General features: G+C 62.9%; 14 protein-coding genes and 1 tRNA gene. 6 read left to right on the forward strand and 9 right to left on the reverse strand.

Annotation, left to right across the window (positions count from 1 at the left end):
* Window positions 1-159 precede the first annotated feature (159 nt).
* Window positions 160-600 (reverse strand): VOC family protein, encoded by a 441-nt coding sequence (locus tag F812_RS0112320; protein WP_020086288.1) that lies wholly within the window; start codon window positions 598-600, stop codon window positions 160-162.
* Between the two features lie 548 nt (window positions 601-1148).
* Here F812_RS0112320 and F812_RS0112325 point away from each other — a divergent pair.
* The 6 genes from F812_RS0112325 to F812_RS0112350 all read left to right on the forward strand — a co-directional run bounded on the left by F812_RS0112325 (window position 1149) and on the right by F812_RS0112350 (window position 8970).
* Complete coding sequence (locus F812_RS0112325; protein WP_026868089.1) at window positions 1149-1751, forward strand: cold-shock protein; 603 nt, start codon at window positions 1149-1151, stop codon at window positions 1749-1751.
* A 286-nt stretch (window positions 1752-2037) separates the two neighbouring features.
* On the forward strand, window positions 2038-2415 hold the full coding sequence (locus tag F812_RS23735) for a DUF192 domain-containing protein (RefSeq protein ID WP_020086290.1): 378 nt from the start codon (window positions 2038-2040) through the stop codon (window positions 2413-2415).
* 104 nt (window positions 2416-2519) lie between these two features.
* A tRNA-Pro gene (locus F812_RS0112335) sits at window positions 2520-2596 on the forward strand.
* Window positions 2597-2777: 181 nt separating this feature from the next.
* Window positions 2778-3695 carry a PepSY-associated TM helix domain-containing protein gene (locus tag F812_RS0112340; protein WP_020086291.1) on the forward strand — a complete coding sequence of 306 codons (918 nt, stop codon included), beginning with the start codon at window positions 2778-2780 and terminating at the stop codon, window positions 3693-3695.
* Between the two features lie 166 nt (window positions 3696-3861).
* The gene (locus F812_RS0112345) at window positions 3862-6195 is read left to right on the forward strand and encodes a TonB-dependent receptor plug domain-containing protein (protein WP_020086292.1); all 2334 of its coding nucleotides are present in this window, start codon (window positions 3862-3864) and stop codon (window positions 6193-6195) included.
* 330 nt (window positions 6196-6525) lie between these two features.
* Window positions 6526-8970: a GcvT family protein gene (locus F812_RS0112350; RefSeq protein ID WP_026868091.1), complete on the forward strand. Its 2445-nt coding sequence runs from the start codon at window positions 6526-6528 to the stop codon at window positions 8968-8970.
* Window positions 8971-8989: 19 nt separating this feature from the next.
* Here the strand turns inward: F812_RS0112350 and F812_RS0112355 are convergent, their stop codons facing one another.
* From F812_RS0112355 to F812_RS0112390, 8 genes are all read right to left on the reverse strand, one after another.
* Window positions 8990-9715: a GntR family transcriptional regulator gene (locus F812_RS0112355; protein WP_020086294.1), complete on the reverse strand. Its 726-nt coding sequence runs from the start codon at window positions 9713-9715 to the stop codon at window positions 8990-8992.
* 173 nt (window positions 9716-9888) lie between these two features.
* Window positions 9889-10842: a choline kinase family protein gene (locus tag F812_RS0112360; RefSeq protein ID WP_020086295.1), complete on the reverse strand. Its 954-nt coding sequence runs from the start codon at window positions 10840-10842 to the stop codon at window positions 9889-9891.
* A 17-nt stretch (window positions 10843-10859) separates the two neighbouring features.
* Window positions 10860-13253 (reverse strand): GcvT family protein, encoded by a 2394-nt coding sequence (locus F812_RS0112365; protein ID WP_020086296.1) that lies wholly within the window; start codon window positions 13251-13253, stop codon window positions 10860-10862.
* 416 nt (window positions 13254-13669) lie between these two features.
* Complete coding sequence (locus tag F812_RS0112370) at window positions 13670-15127, reverse strand: alginate export family protein (RefSeq protein WP_020086297.1); 1458 nt, start codon at window positions 15125-15127, stop codon at window positions 13670-13672.
* A gap of 307 nt (window positions 15128-15434) precedes the next feature.
* Window positions 15435-16490, reverse strand: coding sequence for a GlxA family transcriptional regulator (locus F812_RS0112375; protein ID WP_020086298.1), 1056 nt, complete (start codon window positions 16488-16490; stop codon window positions 15435-15437).
* 16 nt (window positions 16491-16506) lie between these two features.
* Entirely contained in the window at window positions 16507-17436 is a 930-nt protein-coding gene (locus F812_RS0112380; protein ID WP_020086299.1) for an electron transfer flavoprotein subunit alpha/FixB family protein, read from the reverse strand.
* Between the two features lie 23 nt (window positions 17437-17459).
* The gene (locus F812_RS0112385) at window positions 17460-18209 is read right to left on the reverse strand and encodes an electron transfer flavoprotein subunit beta/FixA family protein (protein WP_020086300.1); all 750 of its coding nucleotides are present in this window, start codon (window positions 18207-18209) and stop codon (window positions 17460-17462) included.
* Between the two features lie 49 nt (window positions 18210-18258).
* Window positions 18259-19215, reverse strand: coding sequence for a choline kinase family protein (locus F812_RS0112390; protein ID WP_020086301.1), 957 nt, complete (start codon window positions 19213-19215; stop codon window positions 18259-18261).

The following is a 19215-nucleotide window of genomic DNA, read 5'->3' on the forward strand; positions in this document are numbered from 1 at the left end:
TCTTAAATAAAGGGGTATGGAGAAATAAAAATAGGATATCATTCCAGTATGCATGAGATGCAGAAAAATTGTTCTCCAGGGCGCCATCGTGGGAACGGTTTCTTGCGGAGCAGCATGGGAGCGAACCGCGATACGCTTTTCGCCCTCCCAAGATGGGAGTTACCAGGTGCCGGAGTTGGCCATGGAGGCCCAGGGCTCGGCGGACGGAAGCGCCGCGCCCTTCTGCAGAAGCTCGATGGAAACGAGGTCGGGCGAGCGCACGAACGCCATGCGACCGTCGCGCGGTGGGCGGTTGATGGTGACGCCGCCGGCTGCGAGCTTGGCGCAGGCGGCATAGATGTCGTCCACCTCGAAGGCGAGATGCCCGAAGTTCCGAGCCGAGCCGTAATCCTCGGGGTCCCAGTTATATGTGAGCTCGATGAGAGGCGCCCGCTCGGCACCCGCCTTCGGCTGGTCGGCGGGCGCGGCGAGAAACACCAGTGTGAAGCGTCCGGCCCGGTTCTCGATGCGGCGGACTTCAACCAGACCGAGCAATCCGCAATAGAACGCCAGGCTCTCGTCCAGGTTGCGGACGCGGATCATCGTATGAAGATAGCGCATGACGATCTCCCTGTGTTGCGTAACGGCCACGGGAACACCCGGTGAACGTTCGGAGCTGAGCACGGCAAGTCATAAGGATCATTCGAATTTCGAGACTGACCTGGTTTCGGGCAATTTATCCCCAGGCCGCGGCGACCATCCAGCCCATCATCAAATCATCCCAGGGGGCGGGTTCAATGCCCCATCGGCGGGCCTCCTGACGCGAATCACTCACGCCGGTCGGCGCCGCTTTGGAGTGATTATTCCACGTCCGCAGTGCTGCGGGATAGCAGCCGTCAAAGCCCGGAAAGATTTTTTCTGCAGCATTGGAATACTAAAAAAGGGTTAATCAACTCAGTTGTTTACAGATAGGATCTCATGTGGACACCCCGTGAGTGGCTCTCCTCCAGATGTGTCGCAATGGGACGGGGGGCTAGCCTCGAACAGCCCAGGTGATATTCTTCGCTCGTTCCAGTCGCGTGAGCAGTCGATGTTGAGGGCAAAGACTGTATTCCCGCGGCCGGGATGCATAAATGTTCAACGTAGGCCAAGTTAGGCGGGGTAAAATTATGGGGGATTCCAAGCTACCTCCGGAGTTTCCGGGCGGCGGAGTATTGGCTGAGGGCGATCTTGAGCGCCTGGAAGAGGGTGGTCTTGAAGTATTCGAGATCGCTGGAACCATTAAGTGGTTCGACGTAGCGAAGGGATATGGCTTCATCGTTCCCGACAACGGGCTGACGGACGTGCTTTTGCATGTCACATGCCTCCGGGCTGGCGGGTACCAGACCGCCTACGAAGGTGCGCGGATCCATTGCCAGGTTCTGCGCCGCCCGAAGGGCATGCAGGCTTTCCGCATTCTTTCGATGGACGAGTCGACGGCCATTCATCCGTCGTTGCTTCCGCAGCGGACTCACGTTCACGTACAACCAGAGAGCGACTGGGAGCGCGTGATCGTAAAGTGGTTCAACCGGGTCCGGGGCTTCGGCTTCCTGACCAAGGGCGAGGGCACGCCGGACATTTTCGTCCATATGGAGACGCTGCGCCGCTTCGGCTTCACCGAGCTGCGTCCTGGCCAGACCGTCCAGGTCCGCTGGGGCATGGGTTCCAAGGGTTGCATGGCAGCCGAACTGAAGCCCGACGGCTCCACCACGGGCATCACGTCGTCCCACTGACCGGCATTCGGTCCGGGAGCAGCGCTTCGGCGCTGCCCTTCCGGATCGCCGGATGCTAGTCTACCGCGCGCGGGCGGAGTTTGAGGTCAGCCTTTTGGCGGACTGCAGGTTCGTCAGCTCCTCGGGGACGGATGCATCGATGATTGAGATACGGTATGGAAGAGGGGCTGCCTTCGGGGCGGCCCTTCTCGTTCTTGTTGGCACGAGCATGGGGGCTGCCCTCCGGGCCGATCCAGGGGGCTCGAAAGAAGCCCCTGGCCAGTCCGCTGCTGCCAAAGAGGAACGCTTGGAGCTCGTTACCCAGAGCGGGGTTCACGCGCTCGACGTCGAGATCGCCGCGACGCCAGAGAAGCAGGCGCTCGGCCTCATGTACCGCACCAGCCTGCCCGACACGAAAGGCATGCTGTTCCAGCACAGCTCTCCGCGCGAGCTGACGATGTGGATGCGCAACACTTACATTCCCCTCGATATGGTTTTCATCCGCGCCGATGGCACCGTGCATCGCATCGAGGCGCGCACGGAGCCGCTGTCGGAGCGGATCATATCGTCGGAAGGCCCGGTGACGGCAGTGCTCGAGATCGCTGGCGGCGCCGCCGAGCGCATGGGGTTGAAGCCCGGCGACAAGGTCCGCCATCCTTATTTCGGATCGGCGGCGGCGCGCTGAAGCCGCTGGCTGCGAGCGCCGGGGCCCCTTGCGAATGTCGCACCGCTTGAGCGGGCGTTGACCGCAACGCGCAAATGCCCGTAGAAACGGGCAACAAAATTCGTCGGGGCATAGCTCAGCCTGGTAGAGCGCTTGCTTTGGGAGCAAGAAGTCGCGAGTTCGAATCCCGCTGCCCCGACCACTTGTATCGATGTATTTAGCCGCCTTTCGTGGCGCCGTTCTGAATTTCGGCTTCGCCGCCGTTCTGAATTCTCGCCCGGCTTTGTTCCAATACCCACGCCCTCGCTTGCGTGAGACCGCGAGCCGCCGGGCCTCGGTGTCGCGCTCGCAGGGCGGGCCGTGCGCAGCTGTGATGGATTGCGATGTACAAATTCTGGATCCAACGTCTGCACAGGTGGGCGGCGCTGGTTTTTGCGCTTCCGCTCCTCGCCCTTTTTGCGACCGGGCTTATTCTCGCGTTCGAGCCGTTCCTGCAGGCAGCACCCCGGGAGCGCACGCCTTTAGAGCTGTCGAAGCTCGAGGCAATTTTGTCCAGGCAAGACCCCGACGGCAAACTCGAGCGGCTGTTCCTGCATTCCCACATCGATACGGTCGTGCTCGGTAAACGCGGCGGAACCGAGATCGATCTCGCTACGGGCGAGCCGCGCCCTTCGGCAAGCGTCCTCCTCGCGCTCTTCGCGGAGACGCGGCGGATTCACGAGACGCTGCTCGTAGACGAGGGGCAGGTCTTCGTCACGGCGTCCACCGGTGTACTCTTGCTGCTCGTCGCACTCGGCCTGGCGATGGGGCCGAGGCCGTTCCGCAACTCCTTGAGCGGGTGGCACACGGGCGCTGCGTGGATGGCCTTGCCGCTGATCATCATGCCGCCGGTCACCGGGCTGCTCATGCTCTATAAAGTGACGTTCGTTTCGGTTGAGCCCACGCGCACGCCCGAGGCGCCAGTGCAATCGCTCGCCGAGGCGCTACGCATCGTTGCGCGCGAGAAAGACGTGGGGAGCCTTCTGTCTCTCCGGCAGCGCAAGGGGAGAGCGGAGGCACGGCTCCTCGTGGACGGCGAGCATCGCTCCTATGAGGTGACGGCTGCCGGTCTCGTCGAGAAGCCGCGCAACTGGCCGAAGCTGCTTCATGAAGGCAATTGGGCGGGCGTCTGGTCTGCTGTCGGCAACGCAGCGATCGTATGTGTGCAGATGCTGCTGCTCGGAACCGGAATCGCGATTTGGAGCGGCAGAAGGTTGCGAAGGCGAAAGCATGCCGCGCAACAGTTTTCAGTCAACAGATAATAGTTGAGGTGCGGTGTCCGTGCGCAGCGATACTTTGCGGCGCGCAGGCTGCCGTGTGGCAATTGTGCCGCTTCAACGCGCATAATGCTTCAAAAAAAAGTATACAATCTTGCGAGTGTAACATCCCTCGATAGAGTACCCTCCGTAGTCTTGAAAGGGGATATGGATGGCGGTTAAGACAAGCGCACGCACGGCATGCTCAGTTCTCGTATTGGTTGGGCTTGGATCGCTCGCGAAAGCTCAAGAACAGCAAGCCGCCACGCCGCTGCCTCCCGTAAACGTCACGACAACTCCGAAGGCCAAGCCCGCCAAGAAGGCGGCCGTCAAGAAGCAGTCTCCCGAGCTGGTGCCGGCCGCTGCGCCTCCTGCGCCGAGTTTCGAACCCGAGGCACCGCCTCAGGGCACGGCGTCGAAAGATGGCGGAAATGCCATCGGCGCATCGGGAGTGAGCGCGCTGCAGGTTCGCTCGAACGCGCCCAACGCAACGGTCGTCATGGAGGGTGCGCAGCTCCAGCAGTACAACAATTTGAGCATCGGCGATGTGGTCCGCCGGTTGCCGGGCGTGACGTTCCCCGGTGTGAACCGCTCGCGTGACATCAAGCTCCGCGGTATTGGCAAGGAGTATACTCAGGTTCTGCTGGACGGCCGCCCTCTCCTTGATGGCGACACGAGCCGCAACATGGAGGTGGATCGCATTCCCGCCTCGCTCGTCGAGCGCATCGAGATCACGCGCACGCCGCTCGCAAGCATGGAGTCGCAGGGCGCGGCCGGAACGGTCAACATCATCACGCGCCGCGCATTCGGACCCTCCGGAGGTCAGGTCACGGTCGGTGGCGGACACCTCGAAGGAAACGGCACCCCGGGCGAGCTGTCCGGGTGGCAAGGCGGAGAGGCGGGGCCGCTGCGGTATTTCCTGGGCGGCGGGTACCAGCGGCGCCTCGTGCAGGAAAGCAAGACCGAGTACGTCTTCGATGGAGCGGGCGGACCAGACGGCGGCCAGCGTGTTCCGCAGCAACGGGAATTCGACGAGTACACGTTCCTGTCGCGTTTCGAGCTCGCCATCGATCCGGCGAACACGATCGTGTTCTCGCCGAGCTACCTCAAGACGACAGAGGATCGCGATCAGCACTCGCTGCGCCTCAACGGTGCTCAGACTTACGTGAACCGGGACACGCATGAAGTTCGCGAGCGCATCCGCGAGACGTACGGCGCGAATGTCGAATGGCAGCATGACTTCGGCAACCAGATCGCCTCCCGCGTCTTCTTCGACTACCAGCAGGGCAGGGAGGACACGACGCGCGCCACGACCCGCACGAGCTACAATTCGTCCGGCGTCATCACGAGCGGCCCGACAGTTCAGGAGCCCCGCTATGTCCCGATCGATCTGGACCGGATCGCCACCGGCGCCGACCTCAAGGCCCGCCTCGGCCGCCACACCCTTGAAACCGGCTTCGGCTGGGCACAGAGGGGCCATGAGGAGAACGCCATCATCGGCTTCACGCCACGGCCCGTGCCCGAGCGGACGTACGAGGTGACCGAGGACATCTACCACGCCTACATCAGCGATAGCGTATCGCTCATCGGCAACGATCTCCTGACGATCGGCCTGCGCCTCGAGCACAGCATGACCGAGACTGTCGACGTGACCAAAACAGGCACGGAGCAGGACAGCACGGACCTCAATCCCACCATCAACTACCGGCTCTCCGCGACGTCCGACCTCGATTTCCGCTTCGGCGTGGCGCGGACGCTGCGACGCCCTGATCTCGGCGACCTGACGCCGACGCTGGTCGAGGAGGACGGCACGCTCTCTGCGCCCCATACGCGTGGCAACCCCAACCTCACGCCCGAGAAGATTTGGGGGCTCGACGTCGGTGGCGACTACTTCCTGTTCAATCGCACTGGCCTTCTGTCGGCGAATTTTTTCGCACGCTCGTTCCAGGATAAAATCGAGGGTTCCTTGTCGCTGGAAGGCGGCGATTGGGTCGACACCTTGCGCAACGCAGGTGACGGCGAGCTTTACGGCGTGGAACTCGAAGCGCGCGTTCCCTTCGTTTTCATCGGGCTTCCCGATCTCACGCTGTGGGGCAATGCCACGGCGATGAAATCCGAGCTGACCGATCGGCTGACCGGCCAGACGAGGCCGTTCGACGAGCAGCCGGAATTCGTCACCAACATCGGGTTCGACTACTACGTCCCGGCCTTGGCCACGACGTTCGGGCTTGGTTACAACCGCACCTACGCCTACGACCAGGACATCCTGATGGTGGACGGAACAAGACAGCAGACCAGCTTCTCGGACCTCGATCGCCTCGACGCCTCGGTGAGAATCTCGCTCGACAAAGAGGTCGTGCTGACGCTCACCGCGAGCAACCTGTTGCGTCCCGACGACGTGCGCACCCTCGTCATCCGCGATGCGAGCGGGGCCGTCGACAGCACGACGGTGAGCACGGAGCCGAGCCCGTCCCTCTATTACGGAAAGCTCTCGTTCGGCTGGTAAGGCGACGGTATCGCGTTCGACGGGCAGCGTGGCACAGGCCGCGCTGCCCGTGCTGCATCTCGCGTGAATCTCGCCGCCCATCCAGACCAACTCAAAGGCAAGCGCCGGGTTCGTTCCCGGCCCACGCCCGCTGCCGCCATCGTTTGGATGGCCGGCCAAAACCCGCGGCGACAATCCCCGCCCCCTCGCCCTCGCTCGAAATGGCCTCGCATTGCCCCGCGACCGCGGTCCCGCATGGCTTCGCTCGCGGGCACCTTTACGCCATTTGGAATCTGGTATATACCATTTGGTATATACCAATAAAGCTATCAGAATCCGGGGGCTTCAGTTATGGGTGCGGTTCCGCAAACAGCGCGTGTCGTGATTATCGGGGGAGGGATCGCGGGCTGTTCCACGGCCTATCACCTCGCCCAATTAGGGTGGACCGATGTGGTGGTTCTGGAGCGGGGAAAGCTGACGTCGGGTTCCACCTGGCACGCGGCGGGAATGGTGGGGCAGCTTCGATCTAGCTCGAATATCACCGAGCTCTTGCGCTACTCGGTCAAGCTCTATGGCAGCCTCGAGCAGGAGACGGGACTGGCCACGGGATGGAAGGCCAACGGCTCGCTAAGGCTCTGCTGCACGAAGGAGCGGCGCATCGAGTTCCTGCGCCAGCTCACCACGGCGCGCTCCTTCGGCCTGGAGATGGACCTGCTGACACCGCGCGAGATCGAGGCGCTCTGTCCGGGCATCGTGACATCGGATGTGGATAGCGGTCTCTTCGTGGCCTCGGACGGCGTCGCCAACCCCTCTGATCTCGTTCAGTCCCTCGCCAAGGGGGCCAGGATGAAGGGTGTGCGGATCTTCGAGGACACGCCCGTCACCGGCATCGAGGTTCGCGACGGCGAGGTCGACGCCGTCATCACCGCGGCCGGGCGGATCGCGTGCGAGGCGGTCGCGGTCTGCGGCGGCATCTGGTCGAGAGAGCTGGCGCGCAGCGTCGGCGTGCGCCTGCCGATCCAGCCGGCGCATCATCAGTACTTCGTCACCGAGACCATGGACGGCCTGCGGCGCGACATGCCGTCCATCAGAGACCCCGACAACAAGACCTATTTCAAGGAGGAGGTCGGCGGTCTCATCGCCGGCGGATATGAAGCCAATCCCATCGGCTATGCGCCGAGGCCTGGGCTCGACGATGAGCAGTTCAAGCTCTTCCCCGAGTTCATGGATCACTTCGAGCAGTTCCTGCCCGCCATGATGAAGCGCTTTCCAGCGCTCTCGGGCGTCGGCATCAAGAAGTGGTACAACGGCCTCGAGTCCTTCACCGAGGATACGAACTTCGTCATCGGCGAGGCGCCTGAGCTGAAAGGCTTCTTCGTCGCCTGCGGCTTCAACGCCATGGGGATCGCGGCCGGCGGCGGGGCGGGCATGGCGCTTGCGCACTGGGTCGTCCACGGCGAGCCGCCGTTCGATCTCTGGCCCGTCGACATCCGCCGCTTCTCGGCTTTCCACGCTTCCGACCGCGGCGTGCTTGTGCGCTCGCTCGAAGGGCAGGGCCATCACTATGCGATGCATTGGCCCCACTACGAGTTCGAGGCGGGCCGTCCGCTGAGGCGCAGCGCACTCTACGATCGCCTCGGTCAGCAACGGGCGTGCTTCGGTAGCAAGGCCGGATGGGAGCGGCCGAACTGGTTCGCGCCTCCAGGTGTCGAAGCCAAGGATGTCTACACCTTCGGCCGGCCGAACTGGTTCGAGCACGTGGGCGCGGAGCATCGCGCCTGCCGCGAGCAGGCGGTCGTATTCGACCAGTCCTCGTTCTCGAAGTTCATGCTGATCGGCCAGGATGCCGAGCGCGTTTTGCAGCGCATCGCGGCGGCCGATATGAGCCAGGAGCCGGGCCGGATCATCTATGCACAGATGCTGAACGATCGCGGCGGCATCGAATGCGATCTCACCGTGACCCGTTTGTCTCGGGACAGCTACTACGTCGTCACCGGAACAGCGGTGGGTGAGCACGACCGAAGCTACATCGAGAGGCACATCGGACAGGGCGAGAACGCCTATTGCGTGGACGTCACGTCTGCCTTCGGCGTGCTGGGGCTGATGGGGCCGAATTCACGCGCGATCCTGGCGGAGATCGCAGAAGCCGACCTCTCCTCCGAGGCATTCCCGTTCGGGCACTGTCGCGACATCATCGTCGCGGGCGCACCCGTGCGGGCCCTGCGCATGACGTTCGTAGGTGAGTTGGGCTGGGAGCTGCACATTCCGACCGAGTACATGCTCACGGTTTACGACGCGCTCAAGAAGGCCGGTGAGAAATTCGGCCTCCGCGACGCGGGCTATCGCGCGATCGACTCCTTGCGCCTGGAAAAAGGACTGTGTGTCTGGGGTGCCGAGGTCGGCCCCGACAACACGCCGCTCGAAGCGGGGCTCGGTTTCGCCGTGGCCTTCGACAAGCCCATGCCCTTCAGGGGACGCGACGCGCTCATTGCTCAACGCGGCACTGCTCCGACGAAACGCCTCGCGACTTTGATCGCCGAGGCACCGGGCGCAATTCTGCTTGGCCGCGAAACGATCTACCGGGACGGCCGGCCGGTGGGCTGGCTCACGAGCGGAGGTTACGGCCATGCCATCGGCAAGCCGCTCGGCCTCGGCTACGTTCGCAATGCTGCGGGTGTCACCGACGACGATCTGCGGAGCGGCAAGTACGAGCTCGAGGTGGCGGGCGAGCGCATTCCCGCGACGCTCGTGATCGGCGCCGCCTACGATCCGGAAAACGAAAAATTCCGAGGCTAGCGCGCGAAGGCAGGCTGGCTCACGCGAAGTCGGCCGAGATGAGAAACTCGGCCAGCTCGAAGCGCCAGTCCTGCCTGTCGTAGGCGAAGGGCTCGCCGTCCGCGTCGAACATCGTCTGCGTGAGCGCGATGTTCGGCGAGCCCTTGGCGACACCGAGCACGCTCGCATCCTCATCGGAGAGAAACGCGCCCCGCAGCGTGGCATCGGCGTGGCCTACGGAGATGCCGTACGTATCCTCCCACAGCGAGAGGATCGATCCGGTGAGCGTGTGAGAGAAGAAATCGGGAAAGCGCGCGCATCCGAGATACATCGTTTCGATGGCCGCAGGCTTGCCGCCAAGCTGCAGCAGGCGGCGCACGAAATAGGCGTCCTCGTTTCTCCTGAGCTTCAAGGGCTCGCGGGCGAACTCCGGCGGAATGACCTTCTCGGCGTGCAGCAGCACAGAGCCGGCCTCTTTGCCGCGCACGGCCGCGCTGTTGATGAAGCTCACCGATTTCATGAGCGCGAATTGCAGGCGCGCTTCCGAGACGAACCAGCCGCGCCGGTGCGAGCGCGAGACGAGCCCTTCGCTTTCGAGCCGCTCGTAGATGCGCCGCGCGGTCATGCGGCTGATGTTGCGCACATCGCCGAGTTCGCGCTCCGAAGGCAACCGCGTGCCGGGCGCAAGCGCACCGGATCTGATCTGGCCTGCGATGTCGTCGCAGATCACCTTGATGATCGGAACGGATTGTACCTCACTGGTCAAACTCGAGCTCCCGTGTGTGTCGCTTCTCGACGGGAGATATACTACTCGGGGCGCGCTGCCCAGGTCATCGTCGCGCTGAGCTGACGATCTGTTGTGGCCGCGAGCGGAAAGAGGCAGTCGGCCGGGACGATCGCAGATATGTCCCGGCCGACCGGCGGAGCGCCCCCGAGCGCCTACCCGCGAACGCGGTCGATGTGCTTGCCGAAATCAGGACTTTCCATGATTTCTTTGCACCGGTTGAAGCGGTCCATCGTGTACTGCCAGAAGTCGTCGAAGGGATAGTGGATGTCGGAGGGCTTGAGCGGGTTCTTGTTGGCCACCTGCAGCGCGCCCCAAAGGGTCCACAGCAGAAACACCATGGCCTTCTGCAGGATCATGCGGCTGTAGAGCTTGTCGGAGAATTCGCCCTTGTTGTAGGCGGTGAGCATGGCGCGATCCTGCGCCTCGTCGAAGTAGGCTTCGACGGAGAGGTCCCCGAGATCCCACATGGGATCGTTGCTGCCCGCGAACTCCCAATCCAGCAGATAGAGCTTGCTCGGCGTGTTGATGAAGTTCTCCGGAACCGGATCGTTGTGGCTCGGAACCAGCGGCAGCGCACCCTTCTTGAGCGCATCGCGAACCACGAGCGCTTCCTTCTGCATGACGTCGTAGCCGTCTGGAAAGCGGCCGCCCATCTGCTTCAGAACGTCGAGATACTCCTTGGCTTTCTCGACGTCGTTGAACTCCTGGTGGAAGGTGGCCCCGGAGCGATGAAGCGTGCCGAACACCGCGCCCGCTCGCGCGCAGATCGTCAGGTCCTTGAACAAGGCGGGCGTCATCATGGTGGCGCCTTCGATGTAGCGGGTGAGCTGGACGCCTGTGCCAGCCTCGTAGAATACGAGCTCCGCATTGACGCCAAGCTCGGAGGTCAGCCGGCCGGCCTGCTCGTCCGCGCGCCGGTCGACGTACTGCTCCGTGCCTTCGCCCGGAACGCGCAGCACATAGGAATTGCCTCCCGCAGTCACTTTGTAGTTGCGATTAGTGAGGCCGCCGACCTTCAGGATCTGGATGTCCTCGGGCCGAAACGTGCGCAGTTGCGGCACGCGCGCCAACGTCGCTTGCAGACGTGTGGTCTCTGAAGTCTCCATGTCATTTCCCCGTTTCTCTAGATTTCTTTTAGAAGGTCGCGTTTCGTGGTGCGTAGCAGCGGGCTCAGCTCGCCGAAGCTCTCGATTTCGAAAGTGCCTGACGAAACCAGCGCGGCGGGCACGTAGGCGTTCACCGCCGTCTTGCCGATGGAATGGGCAAAAGCCGCGCTCGTCGTGGCCCCGATGATCTCGCCGTTGGCGTAGACGGCCTCGCCGCCGAACGCGTTGCCGAGGCTCCCTGCGATGAACGTTGAGAGCCGCCGCGACGGTCCTTCGGCTTTTATCTTGCGGAGCGCGGCCTGCGAGAGGAAGGGATCCCGATCGAGATCGACACAGAAGCCGAGACCGGCTTCGTAAGGGTTGCAGTCGGGCGTGATGTCACTGCCCCAATACCGGTAGCCCTTCTCGATCCTGAGGGAGTCGAGCGCGCGATAGCCCACGTTGCGCAGGCCAAACGGCTTCCCGGCTTCCATCAGGCGCTCGTAAACATCGCAGGCAAACTCGGCCGGGATGTGCAACTCCCATCCCGCCTCGCCAGCGAAGCTGATGGGCAGCGCGCGAACGGAGGCCGCGCCGATCACGATATGGCTGAGATCACGCCCGTTGAGCGCGCTTTCGTAGGTGTCGATGGCGACAGTGACGATGTCGGGCGCCTTGGGGCCTGTCACCAGCAGCACGGACCAGGCGGACGTCACATCCTCGATCGTGAAGCGCGCGTTGGCCGGGGCGTTGGCGCGGATCCATTCGATGTCGCGCGTGCCGTTGCCGGTGCCGGTCACGTAGTAGAAGCGATCGTCCGAAAGCCGCGTGATCGAGACGTCGGCCTCGATGCCGCCCCGCTTGCTGCAAAGCTGCGTGTAGCTCACGGTCCCGGCGGGCTTGTCGAGGTTGCGAACCGAGAGGTATTGCAGCGCGCCGAGAGCGCCGGGCCCGTGGATCTCGTATTTCGCGAACGAGGTGAGATCCAGGATGCCCGCGTTGTTGCGGACGGCGTGGTGCTCCTCCGCGACCGTCGAAAACCAGTTTGGACGGTCGAAGCTCGGCCGGTCCTCGGTCTCGCCGCGGGTCGCAAACCAGTTCGGCCGTTCCCAGCCGAACTTCGCGCCATAGATGGCTCCGCGTTGCTTGAGCAGCGGATAGAGCGGGCTTTTGCGCAGCCCGCGGGCGGATGTGTGCTCGTAGCCCGGAGGCTGCAGGCGATAATGCGCCCCGTACACTTCGATGGCACGGGGGTAGATATAGGACTTGGTGCCGTGATGGGCGCCGAACCGCCGCGCATCTACCGGCCAGAGATCCAGCGAAGGTTGTCCCTCCAGAATCCATTCGGCCATCACCTTGCCGATGCCGCCTCCCGCGGCGATGCCGACGACACAACCCGAGGCGACGAACGCGTTGTCGAGCCCCGGGATCGGTCCCATCACGAAGTCGCCATCGGCCGAGAACGGGATCGGCCCGGTGACGAAGTCGCGGATGCCGATCTTGCCGAGAACGGGCGTTCGCTTCATCGCAGCTTCGATGAACGGCTCGAAGCGATCCATGGCGGGCGGCAGCAGCTCCTGCCCGAAAGCGCTGGGAATGGGCTCAGCGTCGAAGGTGGCTGTGTTGGGCTCCCAGCAGCCGAACACCAAGCCGTTGGTTTCCGGCTTGTAGTAGATCGAGAGGTCCGGATCGCGTACTGAAGGCATGCTGGAGTTGATGCCCTCGATCGGCTCCGTGATAAGATACTGGTGAACCAGCCCGCAGCAGGCGAGGTTCACCTGCATCAGCTTGCCGATCTCGCGCGCCCACACACCCGCCGCGTTCACGACGATGCGGCACGTGAGATCGCCCTGTGTCGTGCGCACCTGCGTGAGGCGCCGGTCTTTCCGTTCGAACCCGGTCACGGCGGCGTGCTGGATGATCCTGGCGCCGTGCTTGCGGGCGCCGGCCGCGAAGGACAGCGTGAGGCTCGTGGGATCCGCGACGCCGTCTCCAGGAACATAGAGCGCGCCGAGAATATCCCTCGTTTCCGCGATGGGAAACAAGTTGCGGACTTCCTCGGGGCTGATGATATCGGCTTCGAGGCCGACGCTCTTGGCGATGGTGTTGGAACGCTTCGCCTCGAGCAGGCGCTCGGCGTTCGAGACCAGCCTCAAGCTGCCGGTTCGCCGCCAGCCCGACGCGAGCCCGGTCTCAGCTTCGAGTGTCTCGTAGATCTCCACACTCGATTGCAGCATGCGGCTCAGATTGCGGGAGGCGCGCAATTGCCCGACCATGCCCGCAGCATGCCAGGTCGAGCCGTGTGTCAGCTCGTTCTTTTCGAGCAGGACGACGTCCTTCGCGCCTGCCTTCGCCAGATGATAGGCGATCGATGTGCCGAGAACGCCGCCGCCGATCACGACGATGTCCGCTTGGGAAGGAAACGCTGTCATTGCTTGGCTCCGGAATGCCTGGTGTATACCAGATTCTGGTCTATACCATCACAATCAAAACGCCATTGCAAGACGGCATCGATCGTATTTGTTCTGAAATTCGATGGCTCAAAGAAATTTTCGCATTTAGCAAATGCGAAATGCTTCATTTATGCGCTGAAGCATAAATGATCTGCATAATAGTGAAGCATGGAATCGCGCTGCGGTGCGGGATTTGTCGAGCACACCCGAAAAGTGAGCGTGCATAAGGTGCGAGCCTCGGCTCGCTCAAAGATAAAAAAGTATAAGTCGGGTTTTGAGCGGGGGGCATGGGAACATTGCCCCCCGCTCGTTCGTCTGGGGATGGACCCCGCGCGTTGAGCGGCCGTGGGAGATCGGCCGCTCAAAGGTGAGAAGAATGCGGTGTTGCCCGCGGATCAGTAGGTCAAGATGCCGATAATCTGGAAGTTGTGCACGGTGTCGTCCGTGCCGTAGGCAGCCTCGTAGCCCTTTTCGGGGAGCAGCACGCTGTAGAGTGGCGCGAGGTAGAGTTTCTCGAAAATCTGGAACTCCGCATATGCGGCAAGCTCGGTACCCCAATTGCTGTCGGTGCCGGGCGCTGTCTCACGGACTGAGTAGTGGTTGATATAGCCGCTGAGCCCCGTCCATTTTCCGATGCCGATGTCGATGTTGGGAACCGTCGAAAGGCCGATCGAGTGAACGTCCGCGTTCTGGCTGAAAGGGCCGGAATAGTTGGCTGCGATCTCGCCGATGAACCAGCCGTTGTAGCCAGTCGCGCCGTAGAAGAGCGTATCGTAGCCTTCATTCTTCGCGGTTGTCGGATCGTCGCCGGAGTAGCTGGCGAACCGGTAGTAGACGCTCGGCGTCCAGGTCGCATCGGAGAACGTATAGCTCGGCTTGATGTACCAGGCCCAAGCGTCAAGCCCCTGGCATTGAACCGGAGTGGCGCAGACATCGACCGCGCCGCTCTTCTCGCTCACGTAATTGAAGGACAGGTTGAAGTCCTTCACGCCTAGGCTCGAGTTGCCGTGAATGCTGTAGAGGTTCATGCCGTCCGAAGCCGGCGTGAACGGCAGCACGGTATTCTGGGGATCCTGCACGTCGAGGCCGCGAATGTAAGTAAAACCCAGTGTTCCGTAAGTTTTGTCGACGTAATCGACATTGCCGCCTGCGATCGCGCGCTTGCCGTTCCAGCCCTTCTCGGATTCGATGTAGAACGCATCGAAGCGCAAAGGCGTGCCGGTCTCTATGTTGGCGATCGCGGTTTGGCCGAACACGCGGCGCGGGTTGAGGTAGTAGGCGCCGCCCTCGTTGTACTGTGCGCCGTAGCCGATGCCCGAGCTCGGCTGATCGCCCGCGATCAGGAAGCCGTCTCCCAGCACCCACTTCTGCCGGCCGCCCGAAAGAGTGATACTCGCGCCGCCCTCGCGGCCATCCGTCCATTTCACGCCGCCCGAAGCGTCCTGGAGTTGCGCGCCGTCCTCCTCGCCGATCGTGGACGCAATCGCGTCGCCGTCGCCGCGCACACCGTTGACCACGCCTGTCAGCGTGCCGAAGACCGACCAGTTCGCGTTCAAGGCACGCTCGAACTTGAAGCCCATGATGGCGTAGCCCTCGGCCCACGCCACATCGTCGAGAGGTTTGCGATTTGCGAGGCCGAACAGGTTGTAGTCCTGTGAGACGTTGAAGCCGCCAAAGCCGATCTCAGCCGTGAATTCGACGATCGTGCCGTGCGCCTTGTAGATTTCGACCGCCGAAGCGATCGGCGCCGCATAGAGTCCACCCGCCGTGACGAGCAAAGCCGCGCCGCTCGCTTTCAAAGCGCGCCGCAAGGCTTTCATGGACGAAGAATGGCGAAGATCGGAAGCCTTCATTGTAGTCCCCCCAGTTCTGGTCTGGCGTGCGGCCGGTGAAGCGCACGGAAGATGAGCCATCAAAAACGAGGAGGGCATTCGCGCTTCTCGTTTCTGGGAGAAACATGCCTCAACACGGCGCGAGCTGATAATCTCAGAGCGACGTATTGTTGGCTTTGAGCGACATGGAATGAAAAATAGAGGACTGTTGCATTTGTGAAACATTTTGTATTTGAGGCGGAATGAAGTCGTGAAAATGCAAGGCGCGAGCGAGGGAATGTCGCGGCCGTTCTGGTTTGGCGAATTTTGGCGTCGAATTCGGGGGTATCTAAGGTGCGTATCGCCGGTTTTGCGCGACCCGATAGGGTTCAACGGCCGTCGTCGACGAAGATCCTTTTGCGCCCCGCTCCCCGTCTAGCTTCTGCTTTCTTTCGCCGCTCGGCGTGACGCCATAGAACGCCTTGTACGATCTGCTGAAGTGCCCTGGAGATTCGAAGCCGCAGGCCACGGAGATTTGCGTGATGGAGAGGGGAGTCTGGAAGATCAATTCCCGCGCGCGCTTGAGACGCAAGCTGAGATAGTGCTTCGTCGGGGTCGTTCCGAGCGAGTCCTGGAAGATCCGCTGCGCCTGGCGAAGCGAAATGCCGGCCAGCCGCGCGAGCTCCGTGAGCGGCAGGACTTCCTCGAGGTTCGTTTCCATGAGCGACACGATCTCAATCAGCGCCATGTGCTCCAGCCCGAACCGCCGCGCCGTCGCGATCTTGTCGTGGGGATCCCGATCCCGCGCCTTCTCGGCGGCGAGGCGATCGGAGATTTCGACAGCGCGCTCGTAGCCGAAGCCGCTGGCGACGAGGGACAGCATCAGGTGGATGGGCGCGATGCCGCCCGTGCACGTGATGCGGTTGCGATCGATCACAAAGGGAGAGTCCTGGATCGTGATATGCGGATAGGTCTGACGCACGAGTTCCGCGTCGTCCCGATCGATTGCGCACTTGTAGCCGTCGAGCAGACCGGCCTCCGCAAGAGCATAGGTGCCCCCGCTCAACCCGCCGAGCACCACGCCGTCGCGCTCGATCTGGCGCAGGAGCGCGAGCACGGCGTCGTCGAAATGAGCCGGGCGCTTGGCGCCGCCGCAGACCAGAACGACATCGAGCTTCCCGGCGTCCGGATAGCTCACGGCGCGCGCTTGGGTCAGTCCGTCACCCGCGTAGGCGGTGCGCCCCGAAGGCGTGATGACGGACCACGCGTAGTCCTCCTTCTGCGAGATCTGGTTCGCCATCCGCAGCACCTCGATCGCGCACGAGAGGGCGACCATGGTGAAATCGTTCAGGGCGAGAAAGCCGATCCGGCGGATGGCGCGGAGCGTGGTTCGAGTTCGTTCCATCGGGAATCTCGCTCGGTCACAGCGCCTCTTTGAACTGCGGCAGAACCTCGAACAAATCTGCCACGAGGCCGTAGTCTGCCACCTGGAAGATCGGCGCCTCCGCGTCCTTGTTGATTGCGACGATGATCTTCGAATCCTTCATGCCCGCGAGATGCTGGATCGCGCCCGAGATGCCGCACGCGATGTAGAGGTGGGGCGCCACCACTTTGCCGGTCTGGCCCACCTGCCAGTCATTCGGCGCATATCCGGCATCGACGGCCGCGCGCGAGGCGCCGACCGCGGCGCCGAGCTTGTCGGCCACGGGCAGGATGACTTCCTTGAACTTTTCGGCCGAGCCGAGCGCACGGCCTCCCGAGATGACGATTTTGGCCGAGGTCAGCTCCGGCCGGTCGGACGTCGCAATCGCATCGCGGACGAACTTCGAGAGACCCGGATCTGGCGCGGCTGTGATGGTTTCGACGGGAGCGGACCCGCCCTCCGGCGCGGACGCGAACGCAGCGGACCGCACCGTGATCACCTTCTTCGCATCCGTCGTCTGCACGGTCTGGATGGCGTTGCCCGCATAGACGGGCCGCTTGAAGGTATCCGCCGACTGGACCTCGATGATCTCGGAGACCTGGGCCACGTCGAGTAGCGCCGCCACGCGCGGCATCACGTTCTTGCCGACGGACGTCGCGGCCGAGATCAGCGTGTCGTATCCGCCCGAAAGCGAAACGATGAGAGCGGCGAGGGGCTCTGCAAGGTTGTTTGCGAGCGTGTCGCTCTCGGCCAAGAGAACTTTTGTGACGCCGGAAAGCTTCGCGGCAGCTTCGGCCGCCGCCTTGGCGTTCTTGCCCGCGACCAGCACGTGCACGTCGCGCCCGATCTGGAGGGCGGCGGTCAGCGCCTTGGCGGTCTGCTCCGAAAGAGCGGTATTGTCGTGATCAGCCAGCAGGAGGATGGCCATGGCTTCGCATTCCCTTTCTTGAGCTAGAGGACGCCGGGCTCGGCACGGAGCTTGTCGATCAGCTCGGCCACGGACTTCACCTTGATGCCGACCTTGCGCGTGCTCGGCTCTTCCGTACGCAGCACCTTGAGGCGGGCCGCCGTCGAGACGCCGTAGTCAGCTGGGGTCTTCTTCTCGAGCGGCTTCTTCTTCGCCTTCATGATGCTCGGAAGCGAGGCATAGCGCGGCTCGTTGAGGCGCAGATCGACGGTGACGACCGCGGGCAACTCGATCTCGATCGTCTGCAACCCGCCGTCGACCTCGCGCGTGACCGCAGCCTTCCCGCCCTCGAGCTCCACTTTCGAGGCGAATGTCGCTTGCGCCCGCCCCATCAGCGCAGCCAGCATCTGGCCCGTCTGGTTCGAGTCGTCGTCGATGGCCTGCTTCCCGACGATGACGAGGCCGGGGCCTTCGGCGTCCACGACACCCTTAAGGATCTTCGCCACCGCCAGCGGCTCGACGCTATCGTCCGTCTCGACCAGGATCGCGCGGTCGGCACCCATCGCGAGGGCGGAGCGGAGCGTCTCCTCGGCCTTGGCAGGTCCGATGGAGACCGCGATCACCTCCGCGGCCTTCCCGGCCTCCTTCAGCTTCAGCGCCTCCTCCATGGAGATCTCGTCGAACGGGTTCATCGACATCTTGACGTTGGAGAGATCCACGCCCGAACCGTCCGGATTCACGCGGATCCTCACGTTGAAGTCGACCACCCGCTTCACGGGCACCAGAATTTTCATAGTCGAAGGTCCTCAAGTGTAGAGCTGCTCGTAGGCGCGCAGGGGAGCGTCAGCTCCCCTTGCGCACGGCCTCCAGAAGCTTGCCGAAATTGTCTGCGTTCATGATTTCCTGGCAGCGCACGAAGCGATCCATCGCGTAGTCCCAGTAGCTCTTGAAGTGATAGGCGGGACGCGGGTTCTTGTTCGCCTCTTGCAGAACGCCCCACAGCGTCCACAGCAGGAACACCATGGATTTGTGCAGCACGATGCGCCCGTATTCGGAAAGCGTGGGCTCCCGGCCGAGGTAGGCCGTCAGCAGAATGCGGTCCTGCTCCTCGGAGAAATTCGTCTCGACGGCGAGATCGGCGAGATCCCAGAACGCGTCGTTGTTACCGGCGAACTCCCAGTCGAGAATGTGCACGCGCTTTCCCGTGTCGATCAGGTTCTCGGGCGCGGGATCATTGTGGCAGGCCACGTGCTCGGTGCAGGCCTTGGCAAGCGCTTCGCGGATCGTGTCGGCTTCCCGCTGCACGCGGTCATAGCCTTCGGGAAGTGGCGAATTCTTCCCGCGCAAAAGATCGAGATAGCTCTGGGCGATGACCTTCTCGTCGAACCTGTTGCGGAATTTCGCGCCGCTCGTGTGAAGCTTGTGGAACGCGAGGGCGGCGCGGCGAACCGCATCGGGATCTTTGAACACCGTGGCATTCATCGTCACGCCGTTCTCGATGAGCTTGGTGATCATCACGCCGGTTGCCGAGTCGTAGTAGACGAGCGGGGCGTTCACACCGAGATCCGACGTGATGCGGCTCGCCTGCTCGTCCGCCTTCCGGTCCACGTATTCTTCAGTGCCCTCGCCCGGAATGCGCACCACGTAGTTCACATCCGAGACCGTCACCCGGTAGTTCCGGTTCGTCATGCCGCCGAGCAGCTCGATGGCGACATCCCCGGGGCGCACGCTGCCGCCCGAGATCACCGAGGCCGCGATCTCGCGCGCACGTTTCTGTCTGTCGATTTCCTGCGTATCCAT

The sequence above is a fragment of the Hyphomicrobium zavarzinii ATCC 27496 genome (assembly GCF_000383415.1).
Lineage (GTDB): Bacteria > Pseudomonadota > Alphaproteobacteria > Rhizobiales > Hyphomicrobiaceae > Hyphomicrobium_C > Hyphomicrobium_C zavarzinii.